The organism is Phocaeicola massiliensis B84634 = Timone 84634 = DSM 17679 = JCM 13223 (assembly GCF_000382445.1).
Taxonomy (GTDB): Bacteria; Bacteroidota; Bacteroidia; order Bacteroidales; family Bacteroidaceae; genus Phocaeicola; species Phocaeicola massiliensis.
Window position 1 is genome coordinate 2,436,635 of sequence record NZ_KB905472.1, and the last position, 15,565, is coordinate 2,452,199.

A 15,565-nucleotide genomic window follows, 5' to 3' on the forward strand; every position below is an offset into this window, starting at 1 on the left:
AATTCTCAATTCTTAATTACCTTGACAGGAGCTTCATGAGCCAAATTTACATTACCGGTGACTATCACTTCCATTCCTTCCTCCAGACCGTCTGTGATGGTATACTCTTCCATATTTTCCAGCCCTGTATGCACATAATTCCACATAGCCTTACCGTCTTTCAGCGTAAATACCACCTGCTTGCCCGAACGCAGAACAACAGCCGTTTTAGGAATCACCAACTGCTCTCCTACCGAACGCTTCACACTGACTCTGACATTCATCCCGTCAAAGAGTTTATTGCCTCCATTCACCCGCGCCTTTACACGCACCATACCATTTTCATCCACCAGCGGATTGATTTCACTGATACTTCCCTGACGTACACCGGCAGCGGAAGCATAAGGAGTCACTTCCACTTTATCCCCTACCTTAATCAGAGGCAACTCACTTTCAAGCACAGTAAAATCAACTTCCATCGTACCGGCGTTAATTACCCGGCAAAAAGCTTCTGACGTTTTTGGAATGTTATGTTCTTTTTCGAAGAGATTGGCAACAACACCATCGAAAGGTGCCACCAGTGTAGCTTGTTCCACATCATATTTGGCAGACTCATATTGGGCTTTACTTTGCTCATAACCACTTTTTACTTTTGCCAATTCCAATACATCGGCCGGCACAGCTTTCAAATTATCGGGTGCATACCCCTGTCCTATCAATACATCCTGCATCTCCAGTGTGGACTGGGCCAATCCATTTTTCTGCTGTGCCAACGTATTATTCAACTTAAACAAATCAAGTTCTGCTATTTTCTGCCCTTTACGCACCACATCTCCATTTTTCACCCAAACATGGGCCACTACTTCTGCAGTGCGAAAATACAAGTCGGCATAATCCTTTGCCGTAACCTTCCCATTACTGATCAGTTCATGATTGAATACTCGTTTTTCCAGCGGCACCACCGTCACCTCATTGGGCAATGAGGGCAATACAGTTTCCACACCTTCTTTTTCCTTAGAATCTTTTTTTTCATCAGAACAAGCTGCCACTGTAGTGGCCAGCACCAGCCCATAAGCCAATATGTGTAATTTCATAGTCATGTTATTCTTGTTTAAAAGACAAATAAAAATATTATATTTGAATAAAACTCATTTTCCCTCTTCTTTTTTTGTTAAATTTTCTTTTTTAGGCATTTATACAATTCAGTACAAATAGGAATATCAAAGTAATTTCTTTATTTCCTCCCTCATTTGCCTGATGGCCGTGGATTGCACCTTCGGCTCTTTCTCCATTACCATCCTTGCGGCCTGTTCCAGTTTTTGCCGTTGATAAAACCCCGGTTCCGCATATAGCTTTGCCAACAGAAAATAAGGATAGATTCTGCCCGGCAGCCGATGGGTGGAACGAATCAGCCAATATTCCGCCTCTGCATAATTACCCGCCTCCTGCTCGTTCTTGCCTATTATGTTCAGTATCATCGGGTCGCCGCTCACCTTCAACGCCTCCTTCATAACCACATTCGATTCCTCATTTCTGTGCAGTTTGTGCAGGGCATGACCGTATTCAAACAGATAGCGGGCATTCCATTTCATGTCTTCGTATATCTCCGCATAGACTTCCGCCGCCTGTTCATAAGCCCCCGAACGGTAAAACATCTGTTTCCGGTGCCATGCCGACGAAGCCGTCTCACGCACCTCCTTCCACCGATACACCTGGTAACACCCATAGCCCGCCGACAACAATAAGAACACGGTTCCCGCCATGCAAACCAATGGGCGTCGGGAGGAAAGGGTCTTTATTGCGCACCCTGTTACCAGCAATGCCAGGGCAACGACAAACAGAAGGAACTGGAACGGATAGGAAGAAAAGGAGAACACGGCCAAAGACAGCAGTGCACCGCACAGCCCGTACTCCTTCTGCCTGTGCCCGGCATAACCGCTTCCGCCCACCACCAGCAACGCCATCAGGAGCACGGGAACTCCCCATGCCATCGCCACCTGAAGATATTCATTGAACACATATTCGGGTGACCCCGCCACCCGTTCCTCGGTTTCCGTGTAGTTGCCCGCCGAGAAATAATCTTCCTGCGCCTGCCCATAGGCACCGGGGACGCCGTCCCATCCGTATCCGCGCCACGGTTGTCCGGCTATGGCGTGCACGGACACCTTCCACATCAGCAGCCTTCCGTCTGCCGAGTCCTTCTTCATCAGGTAAACACCGGCAAGTATCCCTCCTGCGAGCAATATCAGCAGAATTGTTCCCGCTTTCGTCCGTCTCGGGTGACAACGGATGTAGGCGTGAATCTCCTTCCGGTAATGCATATATGCGATGTATGCCGACGAGACCGCCCCGGCCATCCATGCCGAGCGGCTCATTCCGGCCGGCAACACACAAATAAGGAGTAACAGCACGGATAAGGCTACATAATAGGCCGTCGTTTTCTTTTCCTTCCTGCGCTTCAGCCATTCATACAGACAGACCGGAAGCGTCATGGCAAGGAAACCGGAGTAAGGCCCCGGATTGTAGAAAGAGCCGGTAAGGGCATAGAGCGAGTGGTTGGAGGCGGTAAAGCCATATACCTGTGCAAGCCCCCATACCGCTTCTACCGCACCGGCAAGGATGAAGAGCCAGGTGATAAATAGACAAATCCCACTTGCCATTATTTTATTTATATGTTTCATTTTATTCCTTTCCACACCCTGTCCCAACGGATATGTCCGTCGGCGGGATCTTCCGATTTCCATATTCTTGTTGCCTTTCCCACTATGTAGCTTTCGGGCAGCAGTCCCCAATACCGCGAATCGCGGGAGTTTTCCATGTTGTCGCCCGATACGAAGTAATAGTTCTCCCTAAACCGGTATTCCCTTATCAGGCTGTCGCCCAAGTAAACAAGTTTATCCCTCAATGAAAGTTTCTTTTTTTGTTCGTACCTTATGATATGTTGATAAAATAATATTGAGGTGCTATCCAATGATACCACCTGCCCTTCTGCCGGGACAGGCAGGGGACCGAATTCCTTTATCGTCCATCCCAACCGTTTGCTCCACGGAAAACTCTCCATGACCACTCCCCGTAAATTGTTTTCCGTCAGGCCGGAGATGCGTCTTTGGGCGGCTATATTTCCCAATTCTTCCTCTGTCCCACGTATCCGATAGAATCCGTTCCTTATTTCCAGCGTATCTCCCGGCAGGGCGATACAGCGTTTTACATAATACAGCATGACATCCATCGCCAGGGAGTCTTGCTTGGCAGGATAAGGGAAATTGAAGACCAGCACATCATTGCGCTTAACCTTTCCGACTCCCGGCAGCCGGTGAATCTTCACCTCCTTGTCTTCCAATGCATCCCAGATATTGAAGATGCGGGCTCCCATTATCCATTTGTTCACCAATATGCGGTCGCCTGCCTGCAGGGTGGGAGCCATTGAATCAGACGGGATGGTAAAAGTCGTGAAACAGGTTGTTTGTAATACCAGCCATCCTATTATCAATATGCATATATAGAAAGCGACCGACAGCAAGCAGTCCGTTATTTTTTTCAGCCTTTTCACCTTTCCTACCATTTGTTTAAGAATATTTGTTGCCCGTTTTGCATATAGAACACCTGTTCCTCCTTGCCGGCAGATAGGTTATGCAGCCAAAGCAGCGCGTTTTTGGGAACATTGTTGTAAACCAACCGGGGTTCCGTTGCCGTTTTCCTGCCTAAAGACACCCAGCCGTCAGGTCCGTTTTGGTAGAACAGTTCATATTCATGTCCCATACTGATAAAATTCTCATCATTGCGTGGCACATAAACTATCTTTTTTATCCATTCATCTTTGCCGAGGTCTAAAGTTACATAGCCTCCTTTTTCATCTGAAAGGAAATAGGTCAGATAGTTTCCGTCACAAATATTCTCTTTTACTTCTTTCTCATTTCCTTTACACGGCTCACTTCCGTTTATAATCTTAAAAGGCAGATTTACCGTGTCCTCTTCTGAACGAAATAACATTAGCTCTGCAATGCGTGCAGGTTTATCTGCAGCTGCTTGATATCGCACATACCTGTATTTTTTTTGAGGATGGCATATCACTTGATTATAATTCACTCTCGGTGTGTCAGCAACCATATAGAGTAACTCACTCTGTCGAAAATCCAAAGAATTTGAAACATCCAAGTGGCTTCCTATGATTTCACTGATATGGAAACGCGTCCATTTTCGTAGCGGATATTTTCGGAATAATTCAACGGTTTCTACTTCTTTCTCAGGCTGGAAATATTTTAATCCTTTATCTGTCAGCCAAAAAGGAAATCCTATTGTATGAAACAGACTTCCATTATGATTAGAAGCCAAAGGTACATAAATGACACCAGGCTCTATATTTTTCATATTGGCTTTACCATTTTGGTGTAACGCCATATCTATAGCCTTCCAGCCCGGAAAAGAAAAGACTCCCAAATAGGCATATTGTCCACATTCAGTCTCATCTATTTCTACTTCCACACTGTTTTCGCCAAAATATTCACCGGTGACATCCTTTATGTAGGGAGACTTTAAGACAGCGGGTACCTCCGGCTTGTCCATTATTCCCGTTATATCCTTTTTCTGCTTGCCAAAACATTGTCTGTATATTTTGCCTTTTAAACGTTTGTCATCATATCCTTGAGTAACCTTTCCCTCATCATATTCAAAAGGGATTATTCCGGTCCCATCCTTTATGACATTCCAGGAATGGCCGCCTTGGGCTTCGGGAGCACTTATAATGAAATCCGTGGCAACAGGTATGCCTACCGAACGGAGGACATATACAGACAAGTCACAACTCTCCCGACAATATCCGACACAGTTCTTTTGCAAAAACAGGGCTCCCAGATGAGGCAGGCTTAATTCATCAGAATATACATAGCCGCTTTCTCGTTTTACAAACCTGATTAACGAGTCTGCTGCTACCATCATATCATTGCCTTTATATAAAGAATCAAGTACAGCCGAATATTTTTGATAAAAAACCTTTCGCCAGTTTTCCAACGGCTCGTCCCCTATGCGATAAGGCAATATCCATTCACAGAACTCGTCAAATGAAAGAGAGTGCCGCCACGGTCTCTTCTGCCAGGCAGCAAAGGCCAAGTCTATATTTTCAATTAAATACTCAGCCTTTATAACGTGGCAGTCATACACCTTGGGCGTGCTCTTGTAGGAGAACTTACTCCATTTGTCTTGCAAATCACGAGGAAAATGTTTTTTATGGAATATGACGGATTGTATTTTTCTCAAACTGTCCAGACCGGAACTTTTTGCATACGAATAATATCCCGGCATATTCTTTATGAGAAAACATGCAGCATCATATTTAGGACCACTATCTTTATAATGTTCCAGTACTTTCTCCAGCTCTATTCGGTTCTTGCCTGCGGCATTCAGGGAATACTTTAAATCCTTTTCCCGGCAGCACGAATAAATGCTCAACAATATCATTAAATAGAAATATATTTTTATATTAAAATGTAACATATTTAAAACTAATTATTGAAGATTATCTAATCATACTATTGTTTGATTAGAAAAGTACGATGTGAGTTTTGGAGTAAGTTATAGCTATTTTTGCATACTACATTTATATCTTATTTAGTATTTTCTTCTATTAAATTATTTAGTCCAACAAGATCTGGAGCCTGAAATTCAATATGAGTTATTAATCCCTGATTTAAATGAATAATAGAAGGATAAATAAACTTCTCATAAAAAAAGGGAGGAGTGAATTTATTCAAAGAATCAATGAATACATTTGGACTATAAAAGATGCTATCTCCTATTTTTTGTTTCAAAATTTTTTTTGAAACTATTTTAGTTAAAATGAATTTAACAGAATCTAATTCTGAATAGTACATTTTTAGAAAACCTTCGCTTTCACTTATACATCCAGCACATCCCTGATTGGGTATAATTACAATTGCTTTAAATGAGCACATAGTATTTTTAAAGTTCTCAGATAATGTATTCTGCATAAAATCTTTATAATTATCACTACCGCATGATATTAACAAAATGGGAATAACCAACAAAATTATTAGATTCCTTTTCATATCTTTTTTAGTTTAAAAATGCCAAATTTAATTTCATCTTCATTATCATTATGTTCTCTAAGTAATAGTCCTTCTTCTGTTACAAGAAAAGCATTTGATGATAATCTGTATTTGAAATCAACTAATGTTTCTCCTATTCTATTCATATTTTTATCAAAAATAATAATGGACAAGGGTTTTTCCCATGGTTTTCTTTTGATTTGGGGATTAATCCATGGATGTTTAACAAATCTATAATACACATTACGATATTTGTCATATACAATTGTAGAGTAAAAGTAAGATTCCAAATAGTGTAAAATACGTTTTTCTTTTGGCATCGGGAAGGCACTAGGGTGGTCTATGGATTTTATGACATCCGCATATTTACTTCCTCCAGGTTTAGATTCTGTTTTATTTAAATCTGTTAAGTATATGTTATGGTCATTAGGAAAACTCAGTATAAATCTTTTGATAGAATCGTTATAACACCAAAACAGTTCTCTATAATAAACTTCACCCCAATTGCCTCGTCTGTAAGACTCTGGATAACCAAGTTTTAGATTAGAACTTTTTGTTTTCATATCATAGATAATTGATAAAGGTAATTTTATGCTATCTTCTCGGATAAATTCTCCATGAATATATCCTGATATATATAATTTATCATTAATTAAATAAAGAGGTCTTCCTGTTCCCAGCCTCATTGTTGGACGATAAATATCAGATGGAACATTTGCTAGTAAATCATATGTTTCTTTTATATTGCCATCTCTGTTAAGGAGAAATATTTTATCCACATACATAGAATAAAAATAAATAGAATCTAAAGTTTTAATATGATATCCTGATGCATATGGATAAACTCCATTGGGTCCTTCTTTTTCTAAATGAATAATTTGATAATTTTCTGGTTTATGATAATTATATAGATAAATAGAATTATTGTATTCATTATAAAATGTGAAAAGGATAGAGTCGGAATGAGGTTTGTGGTATATTTGCATACACTCATTTAAGGGTTGAGATTCCGCATCTAATGGGAAGCTAATACTATCTATAAGTGTTAGTTTGTAGGTTTCATGAAATTCCTTATTTGTGTTGATGTTTTCCACAACACTGTTGCATGCAGACAAGGTAATAATAATAATGTAACAAATAATATTTCTCATTTTTTTTAATTTAGAAAGAGAGCGGCAATACCGCTCTCTAATTTAAACACTAATGATTAACGATAACAATCATGCCAAAAAGTAGATTGATCGCATCTTGTAACTCCATCATTTTCAACACAATCACCATTGTTCTTGCTCGGTATGTTTTCACACGCGGCATTGGCAGAAGTCATAGACTCCAAATCGGTTATAGACAGACATCCTTTGTTCGCTAACACTGTCTGTATATTTGTTATACAAACATAAGCGAAAGCTAGTGCAGCTGGCACTTTGAAAAATAAACTTCTTTTTTTCATCGTTCTTGTTTTTTAATTAATAATATATCAATAATTATTGACTTGTGCGCTTGTGTGCAAGGCAACCTCCGGTACAATAAGTATCAAAGAACTGACAATCTATACATTTATTCTTTAAATTGAATATTTTTTTGTTCAGATTTGCTATCTTTAATAAATTATTTAGCCTTATAAATGATATAGTTTTATCGTTTATGAATATAGGAGTAATTACCTCTTGAAATTGATTGCAATGCAATAAATTGAATTTTGAATCAACTAATCCAAAATCAGTGCCTCGGCATGTAGCTTTGTAATAACTTAAATTGTATTTGTTCATTAAATTAATAGATTCTTCTTCCCAAAAGCATAAGGGAATTGTATGATCAAATGATAGATGGTTAGGGTATTTACTCAATATAAAAGAGATAATTTCCCTAAATTTTCGATTAATATCTTCTTTCTTTATGAAAATTTGCTCAATACAATTTAAAGTAATTTGAAAATAGTACTGTTGTATTCTTTTTTTTGATAATTCTTGTTGCGTATGTTGTATCTCATTTTTTAGTTTTTGTATATCTGTATTTCCATCAATAACGATTTCAAAGATTCTAGCGAAATTTGATGAAGGAAGATACTTATTAGAATCAAACTGTCTGTTGATAAACAAGAAATTATATATTATCGCATCTGTATTTCTTGGAGTTATTTTAGTTATTTCTGCATTCAAACCATTGGTAAATAGTGCTACAGAATCGAATTTTTGCTGAGATAAATTATATAATGTTAGAAAATCAGGATGAACTGTTGGTTCACCTCCCATTATCTTTAGATTTTTAATGCCATTGCTTGCAAAGTAATTAAATAACATTTCAGCCTTAGCTGTATCCATATGTCTATCTTCTCTAATTCCTTTATTAAAACAATGATTGCAGTTTGCATTACATGATTCTGTTAAATATATACGTATAGAATTAATTAAACCATTATTTTGATTCACGGTTTGTAACTTCTCTTTTAATATTTTGAAGTCGTCAAATGACTTGATTATATTTTTAATTAATCTCATAGCGAATTATTTTTTAATTACTGTACCTTGTATTCTAAATAAAATAGGAGACTGCTTTGAATTACAAGTTATCTTTATATTTTTATTAAAATATCCTATTTCAAAACGTCTTATTTTTAGCCTTATTTTCGTTTCTTTATTAGGGCTTATTGGTTGCTTCTCCCATGAAGCAACAGTACAACCGCAAGACGATTCGATGTTATAAATTATCAAAGGTTCATTTCCTGCATTTTTCAGGTTAATAAAAGTATCTTTGGAAGCCCCTAGATGCATTTCTTCTATTTGAATTATAGAGTCTAAATAATCAACATAGGTTCTTCTATCCTTCAAGCCATTTGTCTTATTTTGGGGAACGCATGCATGAATGATTAGCATTAATATGACATATAATAGTTGCTTCATAACAATGTGTTAATAGTTTGCTTTTTAGATTTAGCTAATTAGACCGTAATATTGAATATATACCTTATCATTATTTATTTTGCATTTCCTGCTATCATTAACCGAAGCGGGGATGCCTTTGTGTTGCAATACACGGTTATCATCTTATTGAAATGACCTTTTTCTTCTGCCTCATACGTCACTGTCAGTTCCAATGGCGCGCCGGGACGGACAGGTTCCTTGCTGTAACTCACCTTGGTGCAGCCGCAAGATGTAGTGACATCCTGAATGACCAGCAGATTGTTGCCTTCATTGGTCAATACAAACTTGTATTCCTGCTTTTCCGATTGTGGGAAAGTCCCGAAATCCATATTGGCCGTATTGACGGAAACGTCTGTCATGGCAACTGACGAAGAAGGCATTTTGCCATTGGTCAATCTCTGCAGATAGAGCTCTTTCACCTTCGGGTTATGAACCGGGTTGCCTATCGCTATCACTTTATTTTCCCGGTTTAATAAAAAAGATTGAAATGTCATTTCACCGGGAAAACGGTTTAATGCATTAAAATCGTCCTTTTCATCGAAACAAACCGGATAAGTGAAGGCATCCCTCCGGGTAATGTAACGCAACTCTTTTACATCCTTGGGGTGGAAATAGAACACAAAGGGCACTTTCCCCTGAGCCAATGAATCTACTTCGTGCATGAATTCCTTCCAACGAGGTAATTGCAACTTGCAACTGGTGCAACCTACAGAGTCTATATAAGTAATTATCTTATACTCAGCATCTGCGAAAGAAAAATCAACCGTGTCTTTCCCTTGAATGGTGAAAACTGAATGGGAAGGAAAGGAAATCTCTTTCCCATCCCATTCCCTCACCAAACGAGCGATTTTCTCTTTCGCTGATTCCTTGCAAGAACATAGTAAACAGAGAAAAAACAGTAAATAAATGTGTTTCATGTGCTATTCTAAACCATAAAATCTGATTACTGCTTCTACTTTGATACCAATAGGGCAATCTACTGTTCCTTCTCCTATGCATTTTATACCATTTTCCTGTTCTCCATTTGCCAATGCTTCTATATTATCTAATAGTAAATCATTAGTATTATTATTAGAATAGGAAGAACCTATAAAACTCATTACTGTTGCTACAACAATAAATGAAAAAATCATTTTCTTTTTCATACTTTCTATCTTATTAGTTAGAGGTAAAATTAGGTTTTTATTTTTAAATTTAAAGCATAGAATACCTCACATTTACCTTACGAAAGCCTTATATTTATCTTGCCGAAACCTTATGGAAACCTCACCGATGCTATGAATAGATATATTACATCTACAATCATCTCTTTTTTATTATGTTTTTATCCATATTTTTATTTTTGTTATCTTTGCAGAAAAAAGTATGGCTGCAAGATTCAAAAGTACAATTGGATTAATTATTCTAATCGTGATTGGAATAATTGGCATTTTCTATTTTTTAGTTCCGTCTGCAGAAGAGGATATCCACATGTTGGCTGAACGCGTTTTGCAAGAAACTATAATAGAGGATTATCATGTCAGAAGCAATACGAAATCAATCTATTCTCGACCAGGAGGAAGGAAGATTAAAAATTATCAAATAGAGACAGAAAAAGGAATAGAGACTTTTTCTTTTAAAGATAGTATAGATGAACATAGGGCTAATCAATTAGTGACCCAATACCTCTTGGCGGAGTACTCTCCTATAAATCCGGATACGTTTATGGCTATCTTTAATGAAAAGATGAAAAAGAATGGCATAACGGATTCAATGGGAATTATTTATCGATATAAGGGACAGACCCAGTATAGTAATAATGATTCTCTTTCTCCCCGAACGGCATATTGCACAACGATACAATTTCTGGATGCAAGAGAAACTGTCAGTGTGCAGGCATGGGTGAATTACAATATTTGGACAATAATAAAATATATACCCCTATTGATTATATTCTATGTAGTTTGTGTATTAGGATTAGGGGCCTTATTAATACTCATATATACCTACTATAAGAACAAGAAATTTAATGCAAAAGATAATTTTATTGCTGCCGAAGTTAAAGCGTCGGAGAGTGAAGGAGAAGCGGCAGAAGGGAATATTCGATTGGAAGATATAATTTTGGATACGAATAAGACAAAAGCATATATGGGCTCAAAAGAGTTGGATATTTCCAAGCAAGCTTTTCAACTGTTACTGCTTTTTCAGAAAGGAACTGAACATTTTGTTTCTAGGGACGAAATAAAAAAAGGACTGTGGACAAATGAGTACGAGACATTGGGCGAAATGAATTTGGATAGAAGAGTTGACTCAAGTATTAATAGGTTAAGGAAAGTATTACAAGATTATCCGCAATATAAAATAAAAAGAATAAGAGGTGCCGGCTATCAATTGGTTGTCAATTCCAATCTATGTAAAAACGGTTCCGTTGGTCAAGTTGACCATTATAAGATTATTGTTGAGAAAATTTTGAATAGGCTTAGAAACTGCTTCAAATGTTTGTAGCGTGTGTTCCCATACAAACATCTTATTTAAACGATGGGTAGCCATCGACTTTATATAAGCATCCGGCTTCTTTGCTTTGAAATAATACCAAGCGAAGAAACGGTGGCCGGTTTCCAATGGTATATAACTCAAGGAGTCAACCTCCTTTTGACTAAAGTTGATATCGAGTTTTCTATTTTATGAAAATACAATGTGTATTTTATCGGATGCTTACCACACATCAAGCACATCCGTGAAGCTTTAAGAAATTCTCCTTACGACATTGCGACAGTAAGAGGCAAGGGTTTTAAACTGTTCTTAAAACCCATCGACTCCAAAGCAACCCAACCATAGCTAATCAAATATATACTTCACTATCTGAGTATCCGTATTTACATCCGTTGCCCATAAACAATGGCCGGCTTCGTCTACATAGATACCCGTAACCGGACGGTCCAGCATGTATTCCTTACGCAGCTTTCCATCAAAGTCAAACACCCGAAGCTGTTTTGCACCCTGCTTATATTCCTTTTCCTTCATGATATCACTAAACTTGCGTCCATCATAAATGGCATAAATATAATGCTCTGTCACTTGAACATCATAATAACACATCCGTCCGGCCGGAATGCCATATCCTTCTGAAGTGACATGAAACTCCGGTTCACCATCTTCTCCCTTATAGTTGATGTGTCGGCCGTTCTCCATATTATAAATATCAAGCACATCTCCCAATTGAGTTACTGTCACCAAAAGTTTCTTATCCGGGCTAAACGAAATAAAGCTACGCCAGCCTTGTGCCACAGCAGGTGCGCTTTCTTTCAATTGTTTCTCGTCAGTTATTGGTATACAGTCGGACTTATGCAATAAGTTCCCCGACATGTCTGCCCAACTAAAGCGGTTTTCTCCCGAATAATCGGGAATAACAAAGGAATCCGCACCCGATAAATCAAAGTCTAAAGGACGCATGAACGCCTTGTCCAACGAAATGTTTTCCTCCAGTTTCGGTTCTTGTCCCGGTGCAATGCCGCCATATCGAAACAAACGATTCTTTGAGCCATCCAACACCCATGCTGTATTATCTCCTCCCCAACGAATATTTTCAGCCGAAATCATCTCCTCAGGACCCTCACCCCGTTTACCGAAAGATGAAATATACTTAAAGCCGGGATATGTGAAAGCATGATAATAATAATCCACATTATGAAGGTCAAAGACTACGGCTTTATCTCCTTGTACCCTAATTCGGTATGCATATCGGAACAGGGCTGTATCAACAGGCATCTCTTCTCCCTTTAACTGAACATTCCGGACTTCCTTTTCTTCCTGTTTCTTTTGTCCGCCACATGAAGTTATTAACACTAGAGCGAACAACAATATAACCACATTCTTCATTTCTTTATTTTTTAATTTTATCATCCCTGTACAATATCAAAGACAACGACTTTGGTATTCTAAGCCTTTTCGTCCTTTAGATCAAGCCTTTCTGTAAGTTTGTTTATTACGTCCTACTGCAATGGGACGTATATCCTACTGCAATGGGACGTATATCCTGCTGCAATGGAACGTACGTCCTACTGCAATGGGACGTACGTCCTGTTACAGTAGGACGTAGCACTCTTCCGCTCAGGAGCTCTTAACCGATAGTAAGCAACGACTTAACCCTCCCTTTCTTACAGTAAGCAGCGATGAGGGATTTATCTTCCACATCGGCTGTTGCATCCGAAAACACGAAGGTGTATCAACATGAAAACAAGCCATCATCCTGACACACCCTCGGCATTTCGGTTCATTAAAGCAATATCCTTTACTTATAAATAGCTTTTTTACCGGCTAACAATGTGTTTTTCATTAACGAAACGATGGTCATCGGCCCTACCCCTCCCGGCACGGGAGTAATATAAGAACATTTCGGAGCCACTTCGTCAAACTTCACATCTCCTGTGAGCTTAAAGCCCGACTTCTTACTTGCATCCGGCACACGCGTAGTACCCACATCGATTATCACAGCCCCCTCTTTCACCATGTCGGCTTTTACAAAGTTGGGCTGACCGAGAGCAGCAATGATGATATCCGCTTCCTGACATTCTTTAACCAAATCCTTGCTACGGCTATGGCAAACCGTTACTGTAGCATCACCCGGATAAGATTTCTGCATCATCAGGGCTGCCATCGGCTTGCCTACAATGTTGCTACGGCCCAACACTACGCACTTTTTACCTTGCGTTTCGATGTGATAGCGTTTCAGCAGTTCGAGGATTCCGTTCGGGGTAGCCGATACATAACAAGGAAGTCCGATTGACATACGTCCCACATTGATGGGATGAAAACCGTCCACGTCTTTACGATAGTCGATGGTCTCAATCACCTTTTGTTCCGATATGTGCTTTGGCAATGGAAGTTGAACGATAAAGCCGTCTACATCGGCATCTTCATTCAGTTCTCTGACTTTAGCCAACAACTCTTCTTCCGTCACATCAGCCTCATAGCGAATGAGGCTCGATTTAAAACCGCATACTTCGCAAGCCTTTACCTTGGCTGCCACGTATGTTTCACTTCCTCCGTCATGGCCGACGAGGATAGCTGCCAAGTGAGGACGCTTGCCTCCTTTGGCTACGATTTCGGCAACTTCAGCAGCTATTTCCTGCTTCACCTGTTCCGAAATGGCTTTTCCGTCAATTAATTGCATAATCTCTTTGTTAAATGATTCTTTCCAACAAATGTAGTATAAATCAGTCAGTCGGCATAATAAAAAAAGGAGAAAGTTTTGCACTTCCTCCTTTCCTTATATATAAGGTATTACTTCTTCATCTTCGGCATCATCTTACCCATCTTGCTGCTTGTGACCATCTTCATCATCTTGCGCGTCTGGTCGAACTGTTTCAGCAGACGGTTTACTTCCTGAATAGTGGTACCGCTACCCTTGGCAATACGTGTACGGCGTGTTCCGTTCAGAACCTCGGGATGTGTACGTTCCTCCGGAGTCATGGAATAGATAATAGCCTCGATACTCTTGAAAGCATTGTCATCGATGTCGATATCCTTGATTGCCTTGCCCACACCCGGAATCATAGAAGCCAGTTCTTTCAGGTTACCCATCTTCTTTATCTGGTGAATCTGAGCCAGGAAGTCGTTGAAGTCGAACTGGTTCTTCTGAATCTTCTTCTGAAGACGCTTGGCTTCTTCTTCATCGTATTGCTCCTGTGCACGTTCTACCAATGATACGATATCACCCATACCGAGGATACGGTCTGCCATACGTGCCGGATGGAACTGGTCAATAGCATCCAGCTTTTCACCTGTACCGACAAACTTAATCGGCTTGTTTACTACCGTACGAATAGAGAGGGCAGCACCGCCACGGGTATCACCATCCAACTTAGTGAGTACGACACCATTGAAATCAAGACGTTCATTGAACTCGCGGGCAGTATTTACGGCATCCTGACCGGTCATTGAATCAACAACAAATAACGTTTCATCGGGATTGATAGCTTTCTTAATGGCTTCAATTTCGTTCATCATCTGTTCGTCGATAGCCAAACGTCCGGCTGTATCGACAATCACCAGGTCATAACCTTTTGCCTTTGCCTCGTGAATAGCGTTCAGTGCAATCTGCACCGGGTCTTTGCTGCCCGGTTCGCTATATACGGGGACTTCGATTTGTTCTCCCAAAACAGTCAACTGATCGACAGCAGCAGGACGATAGACGTCGCAGGCCACCAACAAAGGTTTACGGTTCTTCTTCGCCTTGAGCATACGTGCCAGCTTACCGGAGAAAGTTGTCTTACCCGAACCTTGCAAACCCGACATCAAGATGATTGCAGGACGACCGTTCAATTCCAGTTCGGCTGTTTCGCCACCCATCAACGCAGTCAGCTCATCATGCACTATCTTTACCATCAACTGGCTAGGCTTGACAGCTGTCAACACATTCTGTCCCAGCGCTTTCTCTTTCACCGTATCTGTAAAACTCTTGGCTACCTTATAGTTGACGTCGGCATCAAGCAACGCTTTACGAACATCTTTCAGAGTCTCTGCGACATTGATTTCGGTGATTTTTCCTTCACCTTTCAGGATTTTAAAAGACCGTTCCAGTCTCTCACTTAAATTATCGAACATATATCTTTAATTATAAAT

General features: G+C 39.6%; 15 protein-coding genes. 1 reads left to right on the top strand and 14 read right to left on the bottom strand.

Features of this window, described 5'->3' with window-relative positions:
• Window positions 1-5: 5 nt before the first annotated feature.
• From HMPREF1534_RS08730 to HMPREF1534_RS08685, 11 genes are all read right to left on the bottom strand, one after another.
• Window positions 6-1,073, bottom strand: a complete 1,068-nt coding sequence (locus HMPREF1534_RS08730) for an efflux RND transporter periplasmic adaptor subunit (RefSeq protein WP_018452597.1) — start codon at window positions 1,071-1,073, stop codon at window positions 6-8.
• Window positions 1,074-1,199: 126 nt separating this feature from the next.
• A complete protein-coding gene (locus HMPREF1534_RS08725) occupies window positions 1,200-2,660 on the bottom strand; it encodes an O-antigen ligase family protein (RefSeq protein ID WP_018452598.1) in 1,461 nt (486 codons plus the stop codon).
• Entirely contained in the window at window positions 2,657-3,541 is an 885-nt protein-coding gene (gene lepB / locus HMPREF1534_RS08720; protein ID WP_005940704.1) for a signal peptidase I, read from the bottom strand. The genes HMPREF1534_RS08725 and lepB overlap by 4 nt, the downstream gene beginning before the upstream one ends.
• Window positions 3,535-5,433, bottom strand: coding sequence for a transglutaminase domain-containing protein (locus tag HMPREF1534_RS08715; protein ID WP_018452599.1), 1,899 nt, complete (start codon window positions 5,431-5,433; stop codon window positions 3,535-3,537). Before HMPREF1534_RS08715 ends, lepB begins: the two co-directional genes overlap by 7 nt.
• A 146-nt stretch (window positions 5,434-5,579) precedes the next feature.
• Window positions 5,580-6,041 carry a hypothetical protein gene (locus tag HMPREF1534_RS08710; RefSeq protein ID WP_005940709.1) on the bottom strand — a complete coding sequence of 154 codons (462 nt, stop codon included), beginning with the start codon at window positions 6,039-6,041 and terminating at the stop codon, window positions 5,580-5,582.
• A complete protein-coding gene (locus HMPREF1534_RS08705; RefSeq protein WP_005940711.1) occupies window positions 6,038-7,192 on the bottom strand; it encodes a DUF4221 family protein in 1,155 nt (384 codons plus the stop codon). Before HMPREF1534_RS08705 ends, HMPREF1534_RS08710 begins: the two co-directional genes overlap by 4 nt.
• A gap of 56 nt (window positions 7,193-7,248) precedes the next feature.
• Window positions 7,249-7,491, bottom strand: a complete 243-nt coding sequence (locus tag HMPREF1534_RS20845) for a hypothetical protein (RefSeq protein WP_005940713.1) — start codon at window positions 7,489-7,491, stop codon at window positions 7,249-7,251.
• Window positions 7,492-7,525: 34 nt separating this feature from the next.
• Window positions 7,526-8,539 carry a radical SAM protein gene (locus HMPREF1534_RS08700; protein ID WP_005940716.1) on the bottom strand — a complete coding sequence of 338 codons (1,014 nt, stop codon included), beginning with the start codon at window positions 8,537-8,539 and terminating at the stop codon, window positions 7,526-7,528.
• Between the two features lie 6 nt (window positions 8,540-8,545).
• The gene (locus HMPREF1534_RS08695; protein ID WP_005940719.1) at window positions 8,546-8,941 is read right to left on the bottom strand and encodes a DUF1573 domain-containing protein; all 396 of its coding nucleotides are present in this window, start codon (window positions 8,939-8,941) and stop codon (window positions 8,546-8,548) included.
• 74 nt (window positions 8,942-9,015) lie between these two features.
• Window positions 9,016-9,879, bottom strand: a complete 864-nt coding sequence (locus HMPREF1534_RS08690) for a DUF1573 domain-containing protein (RefSeq protein ID WP_005940721.1) — start codon at window positions 9,877-9,879, stop codon at window positions 9,016-9,018.
• Between the two features lie 3 nt (window positions 9,880-9,882).
• Window positions 9,883-10,107, bottom strand: coding sequence for an NVEALA domain-containing protein (locus HMPREF1534_RS08685; RefSeq protein WP_005940723.1), 225 nt, complete (start codon window positions 10,105-10,107; stop codon window positions 9,883-9,885).
• A gap of 220 nt (window positions 10,108-10,327) precedes the next feature.
• Here HMPREF1534_RS08685 and HMPREF1534_RS19505 point away from each other — a divergent pair, with 220 nt between their 5' ends.
• Window positions 10,328-11,446 (top strand): winged helix-turn-helix domain-containing protein, encoded by a 1,119-nt coding sequence (locus HMPREF1534_RS19505; RefSeq protein WP_005940725.1) that lies wholly within the window; start codon window positions 10,328-10,330, stop codon window positions 11,444-11,446.
• Window positions 11,447-11,779: 333 nt separating this feature from the next.
• Here the strand turns inward: HMPREF1534_RS19505 and HMPREF1534_RS08680 are convergent, their stop codons facing one another.
• The 3 genes from HMPREF1534_RS08680 to ffh form a co-directional block, all read right to left on the bottom strand.
• Window positions 11,780-12,820 carry a BF3164 family lipoprotein gene (locus HMPREF1534_RS08680; protein ID WP_005940727.1) on the bottom strand — a complete coding sequence of 347 codons (1,041 nt, stop codon included), beginning with the start codon at window positions 12,818-12,820 and terminating at the stop codon, window positions 11,780-11,782.
• A gap of 412 nt (window positions 12,821-13,232) precedes the next feature.
• The gene (gene folD, locus HMPREF1534_RS08675; protein ID WP_005940729.1) at window positions 13,233-14,114 is read right to left on the bottom strand and encodes a bifunctional methylenetetrahydrofolate dehydrogenase/methenyltetrahydrofolate cyclohydrolase FolD; all 882 of its coding nucleotides are present in this window, start codon (window positions 14,112-14,114) and stop codon (window positions 13,233-13,235) included.
• Between the two features lie 110 nt (window positions 14,115-14,224).
• Window positions 14,225-15,547, bottom strand: a complete 1,323-nt coding sequence (ffh, locus tag HMPREF1534_RS08670) for a signal recognition particle protein (protein ID WP_005940730.1) — start codon at window positions 15,545-15,547, stop codon at window positions 14,225-14,227.
• Window positions 15,548-15,565 lie beyond the last annotated feature (18 nt).

Bases quoted from the DNA above. Each gene is read 5' to 3' on its own strand.
- HMPREF1534_RS08680 (WP_005940727.1), bottom strand. From the start codon at position 12,820: ATGAAGAATGTGGTTATATTGTTGTTCGCTCTAGTGTTAATAACTTCA.
- HMPREF1534_RS08710 (WP_005940709.1), bottom strand. From the start codon at position 6,041: ATGAAAAGGAATCTAATAATTTTGTTGGTTATTCCCATTTTGTTAATA.
- HMPREF1534_RS20845 (WP_005940713.1), bottom strand. From the start codon at position 7,491: ATGAAAAAAAGAAGTTTATTTTTCAAAGTGCCAGCTGCACTAGCTTTC.
- HMPREF1534_RS08725 (WP_018452598.1), bottom strand. From the start codon at position 2,660: ATGAAACATATAAATAAAATAATGGCAAGTGGGATTTGTCTATTTATC.
- HMPREF1534_RS08705 (WP_005940711.1), bottom strand. From the start codon at position 7,192: ATGAGAAATATTATTTGTTACATTATTATTATTACCTTGTCTGCATGC.
- HMPREF1534_RS08730 (WP_018452597.1), bottom strand. From the start codon at position 1,073: ATGAAATTACACATATTGGCTTATGGGCTGGTGCTGGCCACTACAGTG.
- HMPREF1534_RS08715 (WP_018452599.1), bottom strand. From the start codon at position 5,433: ATGATATTGTTGAGCATTTATTCGTGCTGCCGGGAAAAGGATTTAAAG.
- HMPREF1534_RS08695 (WP_005940719.1), bottom strand. From the start codon at position 8,941: ATGAAGCAACTATTATATGTCATATTAATGCTAATCATTCATGCATGC.
- HMPREF1534_RS08690 (WP_005940721.1), bottom strand. From the start codon at position 9,879: ATGAAACACATTTATTTACTGTTTTTTCTCTGTTTACTATGTTCTTGC.
- HMPREF1534_RS08685 (WP_005940723.1), bottom strand. From the start codon at position 10,107: ATGAAAAAGAAAATGATTTTTTCATTTATTGTTGTAGCAACAGTAATG.
- HMPREF1534_RS19505 (WP_005940725.1), top strand. From the start codon at position 10,328: ATGGCTGCAAGATTCAAAAGTACAATTGGATTAATTATTCTAATCGTG.
- ffh (WP_005940730.1), bottom strand. From the start codon at position 15,547: ATGTTCGATAATTTAAGTGAGAGACTGGAACGGTCTTTTAAAATCCTG.
- lepB (WP_005940704.1), bottom strand. From the start codon at position 3,541: ATGGTAGGAAAGGTGAAAAGGCTGAAAAAAATAACGGACTGCTTGCTG.
- folD (WP_005940729.1), bottom strand. From the start codon at position 14,114: ATGCAATTAATTGACGGAAAAGCCATTTCGGAACAGGTGAAGCAGGAA.
- HMPREF1534_RS08700 (WP_005940716.1), bottom strand. From the start codon at position 8,539: ATGAGATTAATTAAAAATATAATCAAGTCATTTGACGACTTCAAAATA.